A 19,075-nucleotide genomic window follows, 5' to 3' on the forward strand; every position below is an offset into this window, starting at 1 on the left:
GCGACCTCATCAACTCAAAGCATAGCAACGGCCTCAGGGTTTGCCGGAGTTCGTGCCTTGCGTTCGTCCGCTTTCCCAGCCGCCACCCAAGGCCAGGAACAAATCGATCTGGCTCATGGCAACCTGCGTGCTGGCGGAAGCCAGTTGCGCCCGCACGTCGGTGTAGGTGCGGGTCGCTTGCAAGTCCGCGAGGAACGACGCGCGGCCGGCCTGGAAGAAGCGATGAGTCTGGTCTGTCGCCAGTTGCGCCGATTGTTCGGCGTCGGCTAGCGCGTCGCGCCGCTGCAGCAACGCGGAGTACTGGGCCAGGCCGGTCTGGGTCTCGCGGATGGCGTTGAGCACCACGCCATCGAAATGTGCCAGCGCGCCTTGGGTGGCGGCTTCGGCTTCGCGGATTCGCGCCCGGGAGCCGTTGGACGGCACGGTCCAGGTCAGCAACGGCCCGAAGCCCCAGCGATTGGTCGCCGGTTTGCCGAGGTTTTCCAGGATGCCGACGGTACCGACGGTCGCGCCGATGCTGATGTCCGGGTACAACTCGCCGGTGGCGATGCCGATGCCGGCGGTCGACGCAGCCAATCGTCGCTCGGCCTGCCGCACATCGGGACGGCGTTTGAGCAAGGTGGCGCCGTCACCCACCGGTAACAATTGCGCAATCTTTGGCAGCTCCGCGCAGCGGTCGGTGCCGGCTGGCAGTTGATCCACAGGTTTGGCCAACAGCATCGACAACCGGAACAACCCGGCCTGACGTGCCGCCTCATAACGCGGCATGTCGGCGCGCAAGGATTTGAATTGGGTTTGCGAGCGGGTGACCTGGGTTTCATCGCCACGCCCGGCGTCGCGAAGACGCTGGATCAGCGTGGTGCTCTGGGCTTGCAAGTCGAGGGAATGCTGGGCGATTTCCTGCTCTTCATTGGCCGCGCAGACTTGTGTGTAGGCGCGAACCACATCGGCCACCAAGGTAATCCGCGCAGTATCCGCCGCCGCTTGAGTCGCATCAGCATTGGCCTTGGCCGCTTCGATGCCGCGCTGCAACGTGCCGAACAAATCGAACTGATACGAGGTGGTAATGCCAATATCGCCGACGTTGGCCACTGGCACTTTCTCCGGCAGCAGGAATGCTTCGCCGGACTCCTGCAAACGCTGGGCGCCCATCTTCACCCCGCCGCTCCAGCCACCGGCCGCTTGAGCTTCATCGACCTGCGCGCGCGCCCGGGAGAGGTTCGCCGCCGCCACGCGCAAATCGGTGTTGGAGGCCATGGCCTGCTGGACCAATTGATCGAGGCGCGGATCCTGATACAAGCGCCACCAATCGCTGGGCACCGGTGCCGAGACGACGTTTTTGCCGTTTACCGCCAAGTCGCCCTGCAAGTCTTCACGGTGTACGGCGGCCTCGTCCGGCACGTGATAATCCGGCCCGACCACCTGACAGGCCGACAGCAACAGGCCTAACCCGGCGATAGCCAAACCCGAGGCCCTGCTCATTTCGCGGGCTCCTGGGTTTGATCGTCAATGATCGACACCGTGGCGGTACGCCCGGCGATCATGCGGAAATCCGCCGGCACGTCGTCGAAGGCGATCCGCACCGGAATCCGCTGGGCCAGTCGCACCCAACTGAACGCCGGGTTGACGTTGGGCAGCAAGTTGCTGCCGCTGCTGCGGTCGCGGTCTTCGATGCCGGCGACGATGCTTTCCACATGCCCGCGCAAGCGAGCGCGGTCGCCGACCACCCGAATATCGACGCTCTGGCCGACATGAATGCCGTCCAGTTTGGTTTCTTCAAAATAACCGTCGATGTGGAATGAATTGCTGTCCACCACCGACAACACCGGACGCCCGGCGGTGACGAATTCCTGGTTACGCGGCGCACGGTCGTTGACGTAGCCATCCACCGGGCTGCGGATGGTCGAGCGGTCAAGGTTGAGCTGAGCGCTGTCCACCGCCACCTGAGCGTCCATCAGCGCCACTTCGGCGCGGGCCACCCGGGACTGGCTCTCTTCCAGTTGCTCGCCCGGCACCAGATTGCCGAGGCCACGGTTACGCTTGGCTTCGCGTTGCGCCTGAGCCAGGGTTTCCTGACGGTCGGCGACCGCCGCCTTGGCCTGGCGCAGGGCCAGTTTGAAACGGTCCTGATCAATGCTGAACAACACCTGGCCGCGCTTCACTAATTGGTTGTCCCGCACGTCGACTCGCTGGATCAGCCCGGACACGTCCGGCGCGATCTGCACGATGTCGGCACGGATGTGGCCGTCCCGGGTCCAGGGCGCGAACATGTAATACATCACCATGCGCCAGACCACGACAACGGCGAAGGTCACGATCAGCAGGGTCAGCACCACGCGACCGAGGGTCAAAAAAGGTTTTTTCATGTCATCAGGTATCGACTGAGTGAGTCCACGGCGCCGAGCAGCACAGCGTAGAGAGCCACGTTAAACAATGCCCGGTGCCAGACCAGACGGTAAAAGTGCAGACGCGTCAGCAACCCGTGCACCAGCAGGAACAACACGTACGTAATGCCCATCAGCACCAGCAGCGTGGGCAGAAACACCCCGCTGATGTCCAGGTCACCGATCATAAAGGCGCTCCATCGATGCCATGGGGGAGCGGTTCTTCGAGTTCGCCATTGCCGACGAATTCCACCCCTGGCAGCAGCGACAGACGCAGACCGCTCAAGGCATGCAGCAGATGCAGACGCGCACCTTCATCGCACTCCGTGTTGAGGGCACGGCGGGTGCGGTCCAGGGTCATCAACAATGGACTCGGCGCCGGCAAACGTTCGCCAGCCTTGAGGCAGGCTTTGAAGTACTCGCCGACCTCGGCCACCACCTGGTGCAGCAGCACTTGCGGTGCGCCGAGGACTCGCGGTGTATAGGCGAGCAAATCCAGCAGGTTCAGCGCCACGCGCACTTCCCGCAGGGCGATGCCGGTGTCCTGGCCGGTCATGGCCAGGCGCGGCAAATGTTGCATCAGACGATCGAGCATCTGCACACCCAAGTGCCGGTGCTCAGACAACGTCGCCGGTTCGGTCAGGCTGACAATGTCGCGCCAGCTGAAACGAGTCAGGCGCTTGGCCGCCAGTTCGGAGCCGAACGGCCGGGCGATCAGGGTCCAGACGAAGGCGAACAACAAGCCCACGGGGCCGGCCAGGTTGGAGTTGGCGAAACTGAGGAAATCCGCGTCGTAGGCGCCTTGAATGCTGATGAAGGACGAGGTGTTGACGAGGGTCAGCAGCATGCCCAGATAGAACTGCGGCTTGACCGTCAGGGTGCCGATGCAAATGAACGGCACGGCAAACGCCAGCACCAGCATCGGGAAGTCATGCAGGTTGGGCAGAACCAGAAACAGATAAAGACTGGCGAACAACACCGACATCGCCGTCCAGAAAAAGAACCGGTAGATCTGCGGTGCCGGGTCGTCCATCGAGGCGAAAAAGCTGCACGCCACCGCTGCCAGAATCACCGCGGCGCCACCGTCGGTCCAGCCGAGCAGAATCCACAGCACCGAAGCGACAATGATGGCCGTGACCGTGGACGCCGCCGAATAGAGCATCAGCCCACGGTCGAGAAACGGCGACAGCCGACCCAGCCGCCAGTGCCGATACACCGCGCGCCAGCTGTCCTGGCTTTCGCACTGAATGGCGTACTGCAGGCTGCGACAGTCCTGCCACAGATCGATCCACTCGCCGAGGCGATACAGGGCATTGGAGAACAGCAGCTGCTTGCGATCATCCAGCGCTTCGGCGGACGGTTGCAGCGCTTCCAGTTGGTCTTTCAGCGCTTGCCAGCGCTCGAGGTCGGCGTCTTTGTGGCCGAGCCATTCGGTGGTCGCGACCAGCAGCGGCGTGAACTTATCCACAAGCTCGGGCGTGCGCCGCTCAAGGGCATGCAGCGCGTCATCGAGGGCATCAATCACCGGCAGCAAATGAATCATTCGCCCGCGCAATTCCTTGGTGTTGCGCACCGTTTGCGGCCGCGCGCCTTCGTGGGGCAACTGACCGATCATCAATTCCAGCGTGTTGAAGGTCGCGACCATCGAGGAGCGCAGCGCGCTGACTTCGTCGGGCTGCACGTTGCGGCTGAGGAAACGCAGGCTGTAAGTCGAGGCATCGGCAAACCATTTGTTCACTGAATCGCTGAACACCGGCGCCAGCCGCCGGGGCCAGAACATGGCGCCGACCACCGCCGCCACGGCGATGCCGAGGAAGATTTCTTCCGTCCGCGCTTCGGCCACGTCCCACACCCCCAACGGGTTATCCACCACCGGCAGAGCGATCAGCGGCAAGGTGTACCCGGCGAGCATCAGGGCGTAACTGTTGGCCGTGCGCAGGTGCAGCGACAGAAACAACAGAATCCCGGTCCACAGCGCGATGACCACCACCAGCACGTAGGGGCTCTGGACAAACATCGGCACGAAAAAAACCGCAGCGGCGGCACCGAGAAGGGTGCCGACAGCGCGGTACAGCGCCTTGGAACTGGTAGGGCCGACAAACGGACTGGAAACGATGTAGACCGTGGCCATCGCCCAATACGGCCGGGGCATTTGCATGAGCATGGCGATGTACAGCGCGATCATCGACGCCGCAAACGTCCGCATTCCGTAGAACCAGTCCCGCGCCGGGGGCATACCGGTAAAAAATCCGCTCAAGGGTTTATCACCGGTAGATGATTGGCTGATTCAAAAGCCCTCAGTACCCGCAACGCCGCTTCCAGATCACTCTGATCGATCCCTTCGAGCACTTCATGGCGCAAGCGCACCAGCTCGACTTCGACGGCTTGCACCAACTCACGACCCGTCTCAGTCAGGCTCAGGCATTTGGCGCGCCGGTCATGGGCGTCTTCGGTACGGCAGACGTAACCGGCATGACACAACTGATCCAGCAGACGCACCAGGGACGGGCTCTCCATCCCGGCCGCCTGCGCCACCGTCACCTGCCGCACACCCTCGCCCAAACGCCCGATCATCAACAACGGAACGGCGCAGGCTTCGGAGATTCCATAGTTGACCAGCGTGGTCTGGCAGATCTTCCGCCAATGCCTGGCGGCCACCACCATGGAGCTGCTGATGTTCATCTGGAGAGCGTCGAGGTTTTTCGGCACGAGGGGAAACACACACTGTTAGTTTGCTAACTATCAATATGGCATTGGAGGGGAAAGTTGGTCAAGTTTTGTAACAATTCAATGATCAGACGAATGCTTGCCCCTTAGACATCACTCAACAATCTTCCCGCTTCTCCCTCAATAAAATCTAAAACCTCCTCCGGCACGCTGTACTGAAACTGCTTGCGTCGGTGCTTCGAGACCTTGCCGTCGTTGTCCAGGCACATCATCACCAGCTTCGACAAATCGCTGCCGCGAACATCGAAACGCTGATTTACCGCTTTGACTACACGGTCGTAACGATCCAGAAATTCCGTTTCCTCACGCAGTTCGATCTCTAGCGCACGTCGCGCCATCTGCAATGTGAATTCGACGCAGCGGGTAGCGTCCCAGAACCGATAAATGGACGGGTTGCCGATGAACTCGAAAACCATCTGATCAGCGTCCAGCCAAGTGACATTCCAAAAATCACGAGCAGGCTTTGAGTAGTCCTTCAGCGCTTCCAGGTAGTTCGCTTCTTCGTGTTTCATGGCCACCGAGACGGGCAGGAGCAACCCATTTTCCAAGGCTCCGGAGTGGCAAAGGGTCTGATGAATCAAGAAACGTGAAAGTCTGCCATTGCCATCCGTGAACGGGTGAAGGAAGACAAATCCGAAAGCAGTCACAGCAGCCGCCACCAGTGGGTCGACTTGCCTTGAAGACTGATTGGCGAAGTTCATCAACTCTTCCATCAGTTCACGACACAGGTCCGGTGCAGGCGGGACATAGCTGACGCCAGCGGCGCCACGCAAACCGTTATGCAGATGATTCTGTTCGTGGCGAAACAGGACAGCTTTGTCGAAAGGATTGGAAACCGTGCTGTTCTGCAATTCGACCAGATAGTCTTCACTCAACTCGCGCCCTTCATGGGCCTGGCGCAGCAGTTGAACAAAGCGGCGAGATTTTTCTTCGCTGGGTTCTTCTTTCTCGATGGCGAAGGAATCACGGGTTTCGTGCAGGTAAGCCCAGTTGATGGCGCGGTCCATCATTTCGGGCGGTAATGTCGCCATAAAGGCTTTAGCCCGGCCGAGAATGTCGAGACTGAGCAAGGCTTCGAGTTCAGGAGTTCGTTCTACGGTGGCGCAGTAGTGCATCGAACCCAAGCCGTTAAAATCAACGCGCCAGCGGCTATTGCGCAGGGCTGGGCCGGTTACATAGCGTTTGGGATCAAATAGTGGAACAACACTCCCCCGAACCGGCATCGAATACTCAAGTTGTTGCCCGGTGAAGCTCTCCCACAAGAAGCAGGCTTTGCGGATGAACACGCCATTCGGGGATTTGGCCAACTCCTCCAGCAGTTGCTCAGCAGAAACAGCTTCAAGCGCCTGGGCAAGGATGCAGAGGTTGACGCCTTCGTGCTTGAGGGCAAAGAGAATATGCTCAAGCATCAAGCCCTGAGCAGGTGCGACTGACTGGGGAACGGCCAAGCAATCACCGATCAATGTGATACGAGTGACTGGCTTGATCATCGCAGCGCGTTTGGGTACGAAAGCTTTAAGGCGAAGCGCATCACGGAGGTAGGCGTATCCAACAACAGGCATGGCGAGCGTCCACAGAAAAAATTCACTTGGGCGATTAAAGCCCAGATTTTTTTACCGCTCACCAGTTTTTTTTACATTTCGCCATTTTCACTCAGATTTTTTTACACCCCCCGCCCTTTCCGCAGCAGCACATCCAGCTGATCCACTACCTCCGCCCAATCGGCGTCATCCAGAATTTCCTCACGCAGTAGCTCCGCCTGGCTCTTGCTCCAGAAGAACGCATCCGCCAGGTGCAATTCGGGTTTGAGCGGTGAATGGGTGGCGATGAATTTATCGATGCTTTCGGCGTCGTCAGGCAGGCCGAGTTGTTTGAACAGGTTGGGGAGGCTGTGGGTTGGGGATTCCATGTCGGGCTCCTTTGTAATGCTTGAAATGGAGGGTGACTGCTTCGCAGTCAATCGCGGGCAAGCCTTGCTCCTACAGGGGTCCGCGTAATCCTGTAGGAGCAAGGCTTGCCCGCGATGACGGCGCCACTGACGCCGCAAAAACTACTGACTCAACTCGCACACTTCAGCATGCGGCACCATTTTCAGGAATTCCGGCACGCTCATGTGCACCAGGTTGTTGTGGTTACCAGCCTCCAGGTAGATGTCTTTTTGCCGGGTCAGCAGTGGGTCGATGACCATGTCCATGCCATAGGATTCGCCCAACGCAGGCACCGCGCCGCGTTCGCAATCCTGAAACAGATGCGCCAGGGTGCTTTCCCGGGTGATCTGCCATTCGCCACTGCCGCGTACTTTGCTCAGGTCCAGGTGACGACTCGCCGGCAGCACAGCCATCAGGAAATGACCGTGGTGGTCGTCGAGGATCACCGATTTGGCCACCCGTTCGGCAGGAATGCCCGCGACCCGCGCCGTTTCAAGGCTGCTGGCCGAGTGCGGATGGGTGACGACGTCAAATTCGCAGTGAGCCTTATTGAGGCTTTCCTGCACAGTTCTTGCCATACGCATGATGCACCTCGGAGTCCGCAATAGCGTTTCGCGGACAATGGTTAAACCTTTTCTCTCCACTAAAAGTCTAGGCCCGCTGGCGTAATCGCGCGGGAAATCTGCCCGCCGGAACAACGTCAACAACTGATCAAAATTCGTACAATTCAGAGCTCGGCTAGACTGTAAGTAACGCGGATCGCCTGAATCGGCACGGTGCTCTCAGGTTCTTCGCGAGCAGGCTCGCTCCTACAGGGAGGGTCACGTGAACACTCGTTGTTGTGCAGTTGCGCTGCTGTTGGCCTTGAGCGGATCGGTATTCGCGGCGGACTCCGTCGTCCTGCTGGTGCCCAACCCCATCGGGATCTGGTTGATCACGTTTGGCATTGCGTTTCTGATCGCTGAGGCGGCCTTGCCCAATTACGGCGTGATCGGTCTGGGCGGCATTGTGATGTTCGTGATCGGTGCGGTGATTCTGACCAACACCGAGGTGCCGGTTCCGTTGATGATCGGCCTGGGACTGATCAGTGCCCTGTTGCTGATTTTCCTGCTGATCCACGCCCTGAAAACCCGACCGCGCGAAAACGTCAGTGGCGATGCGGGACTGGTGGGCAGCGTGACCCAGGTGATGTCGCTGACCGGCAATGCCTACAACGGTTGGGTGCACCTGCAAGGAGAAAAGTGGCAAGTGCTCAGCGCCACGCCGCTGCAACCCGGGCAAAGGGTGCGGGTGGTGGCACGCAAGGGATTATTGCTGGAAGTGGCCGCGGCTGACGCGGCGCCGGGTGGAGAATAACCATGGGCTTGCAACTGGGTTTTGCCGCGCTGCTGTTACTGCTGATTGCACTGGCGGGGTCGACCTTTCGCATCCTGCGTGAATACGAGCGCGGGGTGGTGTTCCAGCTCGGGCGTTTCTGGCAGGTCAAAGGCCCTGGCCTGATCCTGCTGATTCCGGTGGTGCAGCAAATGGTTCGCGTCGACTTGCGCACCGTGGTCCTCGACGTGCCGCCACAAGACGTGATCACCCGCGACAACGTTTCGGTCAAGGTCAACGCGGTGCTGTATTTCCGCGTCCTCGATCCGCAGAAAGCGATTATTCAGGTTGAAGACTTTCTCATGGCCACCAGCCAATTGGCGCAGACCACGTTGCGGGCGGTGCTCGGTAAACATGAACTCGATGAGCTGCTGGCCGAGCGTGAGCGGTTGAACATCGACATCCAGCAAGTGCTCGACGCCCAGACCGATGCGTGGGGGATCAAGGTCGCCAACGTCGAGATCAAGCACGTGGACCTCAACGAGTCGATGATCCGCGCCATCGCCAAACAGGCTGAAGCCGAACGGGAACGGCGGGCCAAGGTGATTCACGCCGAAGGCGAATTGCAGGCTTCGGAAAAACTCATGCAGGCCGCAGAGATGCTCGGGCGCCAGCCTGGGGCCATGCAGCTGCGGTATATGCAGACGTTGAGTTCGATTGCCGGGGACAAGAGTTCGACCATTGTCTTTCCGCTGCCGATCGAGTTGCTCAAGGGGATGGCGGATTTGTCGTCCAAGCCCTGACCTTTCCTACAGACACCAACGTCCGGTAATCCCATCGGAGATTTCCTTCAAGTTGTAGCGGTGTTGGTGAACTTGTTCCGGTCCGAACCCAGGTCTAGTCTGGCTTTGTCACTGAATAAACGGTGACACGGACGTGCAAGTCCGGGTAAAAGCACTTCCCAACACTGCTTCTGGCTAGTCATCAGGCATCTCTATGCCTGCTGTAATCGCTTTATGGCGGCTGTGTGCGGGAGACCTTCGGGTCTGCCGAGGTTTTTTGGGATTAGGCTTTACTCGGTCTTGCACCCCGCACATAGCTGCCACCCTAATTTTCGCGTGCAAGCGAACATCAGGTCAGCCTCATTGCAATCAAAAGCGAGTATCCCATGTTCAAAATAACGCCTAATCCTCCAGAGAACTCTGGAACCGATTCCCAAGATTCTCTCGAAACCGAAAAACTCAAAGAAGCCGCCGACCGCGCCTTCGCCCACTACTTCCCCCCGACCTCCGAAAAGCCGCCCAGGCACCGCAAAGGCAACCTCTTCACCGTCGCCCCCGAGGTCAACACCGAAACCCTTCTGGCCAACGCCTCCGAAGACCTGCTGTCCATCAGCGCCATCGCTGCCAATCTGGCAGACGATGTGGACGGGACACGGCGCTCGGTAGCCCTGGCGCTCAGCCGCATGGCCGATGGCGTGCAGTTGCTTGTAGAGCGAGCGCTGGACCATTGGGAGGAGTCGGAGATCATGCAGGCTCGGGTCAAGGTTTAGCCGGTAGGTTTGTGGTGAATTGACTACCGCCATCGCGAGCAGGCTCGCTCCCACATTTGGATATCAGTCGTACACATATCTTGTGTTCACCGAAGATCAACTGTGGGAGCGAGCCTGCTCGCGATGGCGGCAGTGCCGTCGATACATGACTCAGCAACTAGCGCGTCATAAGGCGCTCGCGCCCAACACTCCACCCGTTCACGCAACAGCACCGAGGCTTCGCTGTCCCCGACAAACACGTCAGAAGGCCGTTTGGCATGCTGCCCCACCGCCGCAAACACTTGCTCACGCTGCACGTCATCCAACCCAAAAAAAATCAGCCAACCGCTTGGCCATAGCCTTGGGCAATTCGCTGTAATTCACCGCCAACCCGCCAAACGCCCGGCATTGCGCCAACCCTGCTTGCAGCAACCGCCCCAACCGCCGTGCGATGAAGTCCTCTCGGCCAGCAAACGGCAAGTCGTCATCCAGCACACTCGCGCCGATCATCCCCGGCACCATGTGCATGCCCGGACGGCGTAGATGTGAAACGGCAATTTCCAGCGGGTCGCGATAAAGAAACAGCCACGGTGTTTCGACAAAACACTCACGCAGCAACGGCAGTTCACCGATGTTCCAGGCATCGAGTTTGATCACCAAACGTTGCTCGGCACCGAGCCGACGCTGTCCGTAGGCCGACAGCAACCCTTCGATGGCCGCGCGACGCTCGACGGCGGGCAAGTCGCTGCGCAATAGCACATCCAGCGGCGGTGCTTCGCTGATCACGATGTGGTTATCGAGTTGCGCAAGCATTTGGCTGATGGGGGTCGAGCCGCAACGAGACGCGTGAAAAATGAACGCGCTTGGGGCCAAACCGGGACTGCACATTTGCCAGTCAACAAGGGTCGACAATGGCGTTTCCCGGCGAAACGCCTGATTGAACGGCAATCGCAGCGCCTCTTCCACGGCATCGCGAAAAATGGCTGATGCAACCGGGTGTCACCTAACCAGCACCAATCGACGCGCCATTGCACGACTCACCCTCACTGAACGGCAACTCGACAATACGCCCGGACAACTCACTCGCCAGCACCGCTTGATCCCGGGCACGCAGCACGCCACGGGCCTCACTGCTGGCATTTGCACTGCCGCTGCTGTCCAGCAGTGGTTCATCGGGCGCAGACGTTTGCGCCTGTACAACACACGATACAAAGGTCAATCCAATAACCCACACACGAACAAGTCGCATAACCGTATCTCCCTGACGGATGAGCGGAGTCTATGACAGCGTGGGTGGGCGTCAAGCAGATAGATGTCCTTGGATAGAAATCCGGCGCTGGAGTGCATGCCGTCGTGCAGCTCCTGGTCAATCGGTGGTTGACGTGCGTGGCGAGCACGACTTAGGATTGCTCCAACTCAACCCCGTACGCAGAGATTCAGTTCTCTGGCAGTTGGGGTGAAGAAACCGGCCTAGGCCGGTTTTTTCGTTTTTGAGGATTAAGTTAGTGCGCACCGCTTTTTTTGTTGATGGCTACAATCTGTTTTACGGGTTGCTCGCGGGCACTCCCTATAAGTGGCTCAACCTCACATCGCGATCAGCATGTACCGCACTGCTACCAAGCAAGCCGCTCTTGAAGTGCATGACCGTATTGAACAACTCGTACTGGTTTCCAGCGACACAGACATGACTCCAGCCCTTAAAGCTATTCGCGAAGATTTTCCTGACATAACTATCGGGGTCATTCTTCCTCATCGAGCTGAATTGAACTGTCCTTCACCAGGTTCGCTAAAGGAACATTCCCATTGGATGCGTCGAGTCATCTCCGCAGAAGAGTTGCAGTCACACCAGTTCCCGGAACGCGTGCCTACCCGTAAAACGCCTGCCATCAAACCGGATTACTGGTAACGACGCTAGCCAACGGATACACCGACTCCCATCCCCCACCCAGCGCCTTATACAAACCAACCATCGCCAACGAAACCCCGGTCGAACTCTCCACAAACTGCTCCTGAGTCGCCAGCAACGCGCCTTGCACGGTCAGCACGTTGACGAAATCCACCACCCCTTCCACGTATTGCTGTTGCGCCGTGCGCAGGGCGATCTGGTTCTGCCTGACGGCTTCGGCAAGGCTGTCGCGACGCAGTTGGCTGGCGTTGTAGGCCGTCAGTTGATCGTCGATTTCATGCCAGGCGCGCAGCACGGTTTGCTGGTAGGCGATGCCGGCTTCCTGTTGTTGGGCTTCGCGCAAGTGCAGCACGCCGCGCAAGCGTCCGCCGTCAAACAGCGGAAGGCTGAATTGCGGGCCGATACCGAACGAGCGCGAGCCCCAGGAGCCGAAGTCGCTGAGCTGCATGGCTTGCGATCCAATGTTGCCCGACAGGGTGATCCGCGGATAGAAATCGCCCTTGGCCACACCGATGCTCGCGGTTGCGGCATGCAGGCGGGCTTCGGCCTGACGGATGTCCGGGCGGCGTTCGGCCAGTTGCGACGGCAGGCCGATAGCGACCTGACGCGGGGTTTGCGGCACCGGGGCGTCTGTGGATAACTCGGCAGACAGCGCTTGCGGCGGCTCGCCCATCAACAGGCTCAAGGCGTTGATCAGTTGCGAGTGGCGCTGCTCCAGCGCGGGCAGACGCGATTCGATGGCCGCTACCTGGGCGGCGGCTTCGGCGACATCCAGGTCGGTGGCGACACCGTCGGCCAGGCGCAGTTGCGAGAGTTTCAGGCTGTGGCGGGCGACGTCGAGGTTCTCCTCGGTGACGGCGCGCGTACTTTGCACACCGCGCAGCTGAATGTAGTCGTGGGAGGTTTCGGCGAGCACCGACAGCAGCACGCCGCGTCGGTCGTTTTCAGCGACTTCCAGGGTGGCGTCGGCGGCTTCGGTTTCACGGCGCACACGGCCCCAGAAATCCAGTTCCCAGGACGCGGAGAAGCCTGCATCCCACAGGTTGTACGCCGAGTCACCGTTGTGTCCTGACGGATCGTTCAGGCCTTCGCCGCTGTTGCGTTTTCGCCCGTAACTGCCAGTGACGGCGGTATTCGGGTAACGGTCTGCGGTCATCACTTGACGCACAGCGCGGCTTTGCTGCAAACGGCTGCTGGCGAGTTTCAGGTCGAGGTTGTCGGTCAGTGCCCGTTGAGTCAGGGTCGAGAGTTTCGGGTCGTGGAACACCTCCCACCAGCGTTCGTCCATGGTTTCGGCGACGGCTTGGCTGGCGGCGGATCTGGATGGTGTCGACCACTCAGCGATTTGCGGTGCCTGAGGCTTTTGAAAGTCTGGGCCGACGGTGCAGGCTGAGAGGCTCATGATCAGCAAGGCGCAAAAGGTCAGTTGAGGCTGACGGCCTCTTCGCGAGCAGGCTCGCTCCCACAGGGGATCTTTTTCTGCTCCATGAATCTGTGCATTGCCTAGATCCAATGTGGGAGCGAGCCTGCTCGCGAAGGCGTCAGCATAATCGACAAAAATCTTCATCGTTGCGCGACCTCATGCTCATCGGCGCTGGCGCTTGCAGTATCAATACTCGCCTCAACCGACATCCCCACGCGCAACCGCTCGGCCAACGGCTGGCCCGGATCAAGCACGATTTTCACCGGAATCCGTTGCACCACCTTGGTGAAGTTGCCAGTGGCGTTGTCCGGCTTGACCGAGGCGAACGTCACACCCGTGGCCGGTGCGATGCTCTCGACGCGACCGCTCAGGGCCTCGCCGCCGAGGCTGTCGACACGCACTTGCACGTCCTGCCCCGGCTGCACGTCGGTCAGTTGGGTCTCCTGAAAATTGGCGACCACATAGGCCTGCGCAAGCGGCACCACCGCGAGGATTTTGCTCCCCGGCGTGACATAGGCACCGACCCGAACGGCGCGCTCGCCGACCATTCCGTCCTGAGGTGCAACGATGCGGGTGTAGGACAGCTCGTAGCTGGCCATTTCCAGCGCCGCTTGCGCCCGTTTCAGCCCGCCTTCAGCCGCGTCACGCTGAGCGGTGAGGATTTCCACCTGCTTGCGCTCCGCCGCCAGCATCGCCGTCACGTTAGCCAGCCGCGCGGTGGCCTGATCGATGCGGGTCCGCGCTTGTTGGGCGTTCTGCACCGTGCCGGCGCCCACTCCGGCGAGATGGTTGTAGCGATTCAGCTCATGCTCGGCGAAGGCCATTTCAGCCTTGGCCGACACGACCGTGGCCTGTGCCTGAGCGATCACCGAAGCCTGACGTTCAAGGGTCGCACGGGCATTTTGCAGTTGCGCCCTGGCCACCAGGGTTTCAGCGTCTGCCGCTTGGGCGGCGGCGCGCAAATCCCGGTCATCAATCAACGCCAGCAACTGCCCGGCCTTGACCTGCTGGTTGTCCTCCACCAGCACTTCCTTGATGAACCCGGCCACGCGTGGCACCACCAGCGTGAAGTCCGCCGAGACAAAGGCGTCATTGGTGTTCTGCTGCGTGCGCTTGCCGAACAGGCCGGGCGCCAGCCAATACACCAGCACACCGAGCGCCATCACCGCGGCGACGCCAACGGCTACTTTTTGCTTTGATTGAGTCGTCATAAAAACCTTCTGTTTCAGTGAAGCATTCAAGTCGGCGCGCGCGGCGGATAGATCCGCGTCGGCAGCCAGAAGATCAGCAGGATCAGCGCCAGCGCGACGCCAGCCATGCACAAATAAAGGTCCGATGCCGTCAGCACCACGGCCTGCTCATGCAGTCGGTGGGCAAGGCCCGCGCTGTCGCTGTCGATCAGGGGTGAGTTGCCGAGGCTGTCCACCAGCATCATCGAGTGGAAATGCAGCCTTGAGGTGGTCAACGCCTCCAGCACACCGGTGCCGATCACCGCCGCCAGGCCTTTTACGGTGTTGAACCAGGCCGAAGCGAAGGGCCCGTCCATCGGGCTGATGCTGCCGGTGGAGAGCATCAACAACGGCAACACCGCCATCGGCTGACCGAAGATTTGCAGCCATTGCAGCACGTAGAAGTCGTCGCGAATCCACACCGACGTCAGCTGCGACCCACCGATGCAGGACAGCGCCAGCATGCTCAGGCCGATCCCCAGCACCCAGCGGCAATCGACCCAACGCAGGTTGCACAACGCCGCCACCAACGGCAGCGCGATCAACTGCGGCAACGCTGCCAGCAACATGATCGGCGCGGTCTGAACCGGGCGATAACCCTGCACCTGCGCCAGGTAGCTGGACGGAATAATGATCACCGCCAACAACACCACCAGCACCCCGGCCAGGGTCAGCAAGGCGAACGACAGGTTGCGGATGCCGAGCATCTGCATCTTGAAAAACGGAATCGGTTGCGACCATTCGTTGATCAGGAACAACACCAACAGCAGCGACCCACCACCGAGCAATCCGCAGATCAGGCTCGACTCGAACCAGTCCAGCCGATTGCCTTGCAAAATGCCGATCACCAGCATGCAGATCGCCGGAAACCCCAGCAGAAAGCCGCGCCAATTGAATTGCTTGAAGCGCTCGAGGCGCAACGGGTCCTGGGGCAAGCCATACGCCACCGCGACCATGGCGATCAGGCACGGTGCGATGATTTGCCAGAAGGTCCACTGCCATCCTACGTGTTCGGTCCACAACCCGGCCAGTGGCGTGCCGAGGCCTGGGCCGAACGTCGCGGTCAGGGCATAACCGGCCAGACCATAAAGCTTCACGTTGGCCGGCAAAAAGCGCAGCGCGACGGTCATCAGCATCGGCGGCAACGCGCCGCCCGCCAAGCCTTGCAAGGTGCGCATGACCAGCAGGCTTTCGTAGTTTGGCGCGAACGGGCACAACACGCCCAACAGGGTGAATGCGCTGATGGCGCAGAGGATGAACCGTCGCAGCGAGAACGTCACCGAGCACCACGGCGCAAAAGCCATGGCCGCCACCGAGGTCGCGGTGTAACTGGCGACCAGCCAGGTGCCTTCGTCGTACCCGATGGCCAATGCGCCGCGGATGTCGGCGAGGGCAACCTTGGTCACCATCTCGTTCAGGCCCGACACCAGCACCGCCAACAACACACCCACCAGGCCGATGATGATCCGCGGACCAAAGACCGGTGGCGTGACGGCAGCCGGGCTGGCCGCGGCGAGAGGTGCCGTGACCGTGAGGGAAGTCATGACTGCAAGCTCCGGGGTTTGAATACCGAAGCATTTTAAGAAGCGCGGGACCTTACGAAAATTGACTTATTGGCAGCTTATAAGTGCGCTGGACGCAGCAATGCAACCCCCCTGTGGGAGCGAGCCTGCTTGCGATAGCGGTGGATCAGTCAACATCTATGTTGAATGTGATGGCCCTATCGCGAGCAGGCTCGCTCCCACAGGGGACAGCGTTCAAATTCAGATCGGTTGTGCGGCCAGCCACGTTTCGTCGCAGCAGGTTTTGAGGGTTTCGCGCAGCCAGCGGTGCGCTGGGTCTTTGTCGAAACGTGGGTGCCAGGACTGGGTCAGCATAAGGGTCGGCAGCGGAATCGGCAGGGTGAAGGAACGCAGCTTCAGACCCAGGCGCTGGACGCTCAGCAATGCCTCCTTGGGCACCGGCAGAATCAAATCGGAATCAGGCAAGGCAAACATCGCCGCGTGGAAGCTTGGTGCAATCACCGCCACCCGCCGCTCCAGCCCCAAGGCGTTTAGCGCAGTATCGATCGGGCCACGGGCGATGCCACGACGCGACATGCTGATATGGGAAAACCCAGCGAAACGCTCGGCCGTGATCTCTTCGTCGAACAGCGGATGGTCTTCGCGAACCAGCCCCACAAAGTGGGTAGAGAACAGATTCTGAATCTTCACCTCCGGGGTCAACGGCCGGGTATTGCTGATGCTCAGGTCGATCCGCCCTTCGCGCAGCGCCTCATCATCGCCATCGCCTTCCGGCACATAACGCAGTTCGCAGTGCGGCGCCTGACGGTCCAGGGTGTCGAACAGCTTTCCGCCGTAAACACCGACGAAAAAGTCATTGGCGCGAATGCTGAACCGACGGCGCAACGTGCCCAGCTCCACCGCATCGGCCGAACGAAACAACAGCGCGGCCTGCTCCACTACGTCACGCACCTGCTCGCGCAACGCCAGCGCCTTGGGTGTCGGCACCAAACCGCGACCGGCGCGCACCAGGATCGGATCGCCGAGGGCCTCGCGAATGCGCGTCAGCGTCCGGCTCATCGCCGCCGGGCTGAGGTTCATGCGCCGCGCGGCGCCCACCACACTGCCCTCGTCGAGCAAAGCGTCGAGGGCGACCAACAAGTTCATGTCCGGTAGTTGCATGTTGAGCACTCGTGCCTGATCTGGATTGATTCAGACGCAATGCTAGCAAACATCCCCGAACCATACGGTGGCAGGTCTGGCCCCATCGCGAGCAGGCTCGCTCCCACAGGGTTATGTGTCGAATACAGGGTCTGCATCCACTGAAGATCACTGTGGGAGTGAGCCTGCTCGCGATGGGGCCAGACCTGTCACCACAAATCTTACCGCTGCATCCCCCACCGCTTCACCGTGACCCGCTCCAGCGTGCTGAACACCAGGTTTTCCACCAGCAAGCCGATCAGGATCACTACCGCCAACCCGGCAAACACCTTGTCGGTGTACAGCTCATTGCGGTTCTGGAAGATGTACCAGCCCAAGCCGCCCTTGCCACTGGTGGCGCCGAACACCAATTCAGCGGCGATCAGCGTGCGCCAGGCGAAGGCCCAGCCGATTTTCAGCCCGGCGAGAATCGATGGCAGTGCTGCCGGGATCAGGATGAACAGCACGAAGCGCATGCCTTTGAGGCCGTAATTGCGCCCGGCCATGCGCAGGGTTTCCGAGACACCGAGGAACCCGGCATAGGTGTTCAAGGCCAGCGCCCAGAGCACCGAATGCACCAACACAAAAATGAGGCTGTTCTGCCCCAGACCGAACCACAGCAGCGCCAACGGCAACAGCGCGATGGCCGGTAGAGGGTTGAACATCGAGGTCAACGTACTCAACAGGTCGCGGCCAAACTGCGTCGACACCGCCAGCGTGGTCAGGGCAAACGCCAGAACGATGCCGATCAGGTAACCCTTGAGCAACACCACCAGGGAAATCCATACCTTGCCCAGCAACTCGCCACTGAGCAGACCGTCGTACAGCGCGCTCCCGGTTTGCAGAAAACTCGGCAGCAGCAGGTCGTTGTTCTGAACACGGGCAACCACCTCCCACAGGACCGCGAGCAAAATCAGGATCAGGCTTTTGCGTAACCAGCCTTGTTGCCACAGGCGCTGACCGAGCGGTAATTCACGCTCCAGCGGCACACTCGTCAGCGGTTGCAACACCGTTTCAAATTCTTCACGCGGGGATGATAAAAGGCTCATCGGGCACTCCTCTCAATGGCTCAATAAGCGATGCGGATGTCGGAGAAATCCAGCTCACGCTCGGTTTGCGCGGACTGACCTTCATCGAACAACAACCGATGAATGCGCCGCGCCGACTCCTGAAAAGCCACGCCGCCGAGGCTGTGCAAGTCGTATTGATGGCTGTGAACTTCCGCCCGCACTCGCCCCGGATGCGGCGACAGCAGCAGGATTCGATTGCCCACCACCAGCGCTTCTTCGATGGAGTGCGTGACGAACAGCAGCGTGAAGCGCACCTCTTCCCAGAGCAGCAGCAATTCTTCCTGCATCTTGCGGCGAGTCAGCGCGTCGAGGGCGGCGAAGGGTTCGTCCATCAAGAGGATTTTCGGCTGCATGGCCAACGCCCGAGCAATCGCCACCCGTGCTTTCATGCCGCCGGACAAGGTATGCGGGTAGGCATCGGCAAACGCCGCCAGACCAACCTTGTCCAGATAGTGCAGCGCTCGTTCCTCGGCTTCTTTGCGCTTCAGGGTTTTCGAGGCAAGCAGCGGAAACATCACGTTTTGTTTGACGGTTTTCCACGGCGGCAGTTGATCGAATTCCTGGAACACCACGATCCGGTCCGGCCCCGGGGCATGAACGGTTTGCCCCTGAAGACGAATCTCGCCTTCACACGGCTGAATGAACCCGGCAACCGCCTTGAGCAACGTTGATTTGCCACAACCGGACGGACCAAGCAGCACAAAGCGGTCCGCCGGATCGATTTCAAAACTGACCTGATGCGTCGCTCGAACCACCCGCTGAGGCGTGCGGTATTCGAGACTGACGTTGTCGACCGACAGCAGCGCTTGGGCTGCCGCGATCGGTTTGCTGACCGTGTGGCCTTGCAAAGGGGCGTTCATC

At 60.2% G+C, this 19,075-nt stretch carries 17 protein-coding genes and 3 pseudogenes; 4 read left to right on the plus strand and 16 right to left on the minus strand.

Annotation, left to right across the window (positions count from 1 at the left end):
• Positions 1–33: 33 nt before the first annotated feature.
• The 8 genes from ACYZUA_RS01615 to ACYZUA_RS01650 all read right to left on the minus strand — a co-directional run bounded on the left by ACYZUA_RS01615 (position 34) and on the right by ACYZUA_RS01650 (position 7,623).
• On the minus strand, positions 34–1,482 hold the full coding sequence (locus ACYZUA_RS01615) for an efflux transporter outer membrane subunit (protein ID WP_461961824.1): 1,449 nt from the start codon (positions 1,480–1,482) through the stop codon (positions 34–36).
• Positions 1,479–2,366, minus strand: coding sequence for an efflux RND transporter periplasmic adaptor subunit (locus ACYZUA_RS01620; protein ID WP_461961825.1), 888 nt, complete (start codon positions 2,364–2,366; stop codon positions 1,479–1,481). Before ACYZUA_RS01620 ends, ACYZUA_RS01615 begins: the two co-directional genes overlap by 4 nt.
• Positions 2,363–2,572, minus strand: a complete 210-nt coding sequence (locus tag ACYZUA_RS01625; RefSeq protein WP_033058629.1) for a DUF1656 domain-containing protein — start codon at positions 2,570–2,572, stop codon at positions 2,363–2,365. Before ACYZUA_RS01625 ends, ACYZUA_RS01620 begins: the two co-directional genes overlap by 4 nt.
• Positions 2,569–4,641, minus strand: a complete 2,073-nt coding sequence (locus ACYZUA_RS01630; protein WP_461961826.1) for an FUSC family protein — start codon at positions 4,639–4,641, stop codon at positions 2,569–2,571. Before ACYZUA_RS01630 ends, ACYZUA_RS01625 begins: the two co-directional genes overlap by 4 nt.
• Complete coding sequence (locus tag ACYZUA_RS01635; protein WP_046047267.1) at positions 4,638–5,066, minus strand: MarR family winged helix-turn-helix transcriptional regulator; 429 nt, start codon at positions 5,064–5,066, stop codon at positions 4,638–4,640. Before ACYZUA_RS01635 ends, ACYZUA_RS01630 begins: the two co-directional genes overlap by 4 nt.
• Before the next feature lie 131 nt (positions 5,067–5,197).
• Positions 5,198–6,673, minus strand: coding sequence for a Fic family protein (locus tag ACYZUA_RS01640; protein ID WP_461961827.1), 1,476 nt, complete (start codon positions 6,671–6,673; stop codon positions 5,198–5,200).
• Positions 6,674–6,774: 101 nt separating this feature from the next.
• A complete protein-coding gene (locus tag ACYZUA_RS01645; protein WP_461961828.1) occupies positions 6,775–7,020 on the minus strand; it encodes a DUF2789 domain-containing protein in 246 nt (81 codons plus the stop codon).
• A 141-nt stretch (positions 7,021–7,161) separates the two neighbouring features.
• The gene (locus tag ACYZUA_RS01650; RefSeq protein WP_461961829.1) at positions 7,162–7,623 is read right to left on the minus strand and encodes an aminoacyl-tRNA deacylase; all 462 of its coding nucleotides are present in this window, start codon (positions 7,621–7,623) and stop codon (positions 7,162–7,164) included.
• Between the two features lie 241 nt (positions 7,624–7,864).
• On the opposite strand from ACYZUA_RS01650, the gene ACYZUA_RS01655 reads away from it, so the two are divergent.
• The 3 genes from ACYZUA_RS01655 (at position 7,865) to ACYZUA_RS01665 (ending at position 9,905) form a co-directional block, all read left to right on the plus strand.
• Positions 7,865–8,395, plus strand: a complete 531-nt coding sequence (locus ACYZUA_RS01655) for an NfeD family protein (RefSeq protein WP_461961830.1) — start codon at positions 7,865–7,867, stop codon at positions 8,393–8,395.
• A 2-nt stretch (positions 8,396–8,397) separates the two neighbouring features.
• On the plus strand, positions 8,398–9,156 hold the full coding sequence (locus ACYZUA_RS01660; RefSeq protein WP_461961831.1) for a slipin family protein: 759 nt from the start codon (positions 8,398–8,400) through the stop codon (positions 9,154–9,156).
• Positions 9,157–9,521: 365 nt separating this feature from the next.
• On the plus strand, positions 9,522–9,905 hold the full coding sequence (locus tag ACYZUA_RS01665) for a DUF6124 family protein (protein WP_461961832.1): 384 nt from the start codon (positions 9,522–9,524) through the stop codon (positions 9,903–9,905).
• Positions 9,906–9,991: 86 nt separating this feature from the next.
• Here ACYZUA_RS01665 and ACYZUA_RS01670 read toward each other — a convergent pair.
• Together ACYZUA_RS01670 and ACYZUA_RS01675 are read right to left on the minus strand one after the other, a co-directional pair.
• Positions 9,992–10,918, minus strand: a pseudogene (locus ACYZUA_RS01670) (sulfotransferase family protein).
• A pseudogene (locus ACYZUA_RS01675) lies at positions 10,918–11,133 on the minus strand (efflux RND transporter periplasmic adaptor subunit); the annotation flags it as partial. The pseudogenes ACYZUA_RS01670 and ACYZUA_RS01675, both read right to left, overlap by 1 nt.
• 256 nt (positions 11,134–11,389) lie before the next feature.
• Here ACYZUA_RS01675 and ACYZUA_RS01680 point away from each other — a divergent pair.
• Positions 11,390–11,790, plus strand: a pseudogene (locus ACYZUA_RS01680) (NYN domain-containing protein).
• On the opposite strand, the gene ACYZUA_RS01685 reads toward ACYZUA_RS01680, so the two are convergent.
• The 6 genes from ACYZUA_RS01685 to ACYZUA_RS01710 form a co-directional block, all read right to left on the minus strand.
• Positions 11,771–13,357 carry an efflux transporter outer membrane subunit gene (locus ACYZUA_RS01685; RefSeq protein ID WP_461961833.1) on the minus strand — a complete coding sequence of 529 codons (1,587 nt, stop codon included), beginning with the start codon at positions 13,355–13,357 and terminating at the stop codon, positions 11,771–11,773. The pseudogene ACYZUA_RS01680 and the gene ACYZUA_RS01685 sit on opposite strands and share 20 nt — an antisense overlap.
• Positions 13,354–14,424, minus strand: a complete 1,071-nt coding sequence (locus ACYZUA_RS01690) for an HlyD family secretion protein (RefSeq protein ID WP_461961834.1) — start codon at positions 14,422–14,424, stop codon at positions 13,354–13,356. The genes ACYZUA_RS01685 and ACYZUA_RS01690 overlap by 4 nt, the downstream gene beginning before the upstream one ends.
• Positions 14,425–14,450: 26 nt before the next feature.
• Positions 14,451–15,986: an MFS transporter gene (locus ACYZUA_RS01695; RefSeq protein WP_461961835.1), complete on the minus strand. Its 1,536-nt coding sequence runs from the start codon at positions 15,984–15,986 to the stop codon at positions 14,451–14,453.
• Between the two features lie 219 nt (positions 15,987–16,205).
• The gene (locus ACYZUA_RS01700; protein WP_461961836.1) at positions 16,206–17,126 is read right to left on the minus strand and encodes a LysR family transcriptional regulator; all 921 of its coding nucleotides are present in this window, start codon (positions 17,124–17,126) and stop codon (positions 16,206–16,208) included.
• A 200-nt stretch (positions 17,127–17,326) separates the two neighbouring features.
• On the minus strand, positions 17,327–18,193 hold the full coding sequence (locus ACYZUA_RS01705; protein WP_033058673.1) for an ABC transporter permease: 867 nt from the start codon (positions 18,191–18,193) through the stop codon (positions 17,327–17,329).
• 20 nt (positions 18,194–18,213) lie between these two features.
• Positions 18,214–19,074 (minus strand): ABC transporter ATP-binding protein, encoded by an 861-nt coding sequence (locus tag ACYZUA_RS01710; protein WP_461961837.1) that lies wholly within the window; start codon positions 19,072–19,074, stop codon positions 18,214–18,216.
• Position 19,075 lies beyond the last annotated feature (1 nt).

It is taken from the genome of Pseudomonas sp. LS2P72 (genome assembly GCF_054897865.1).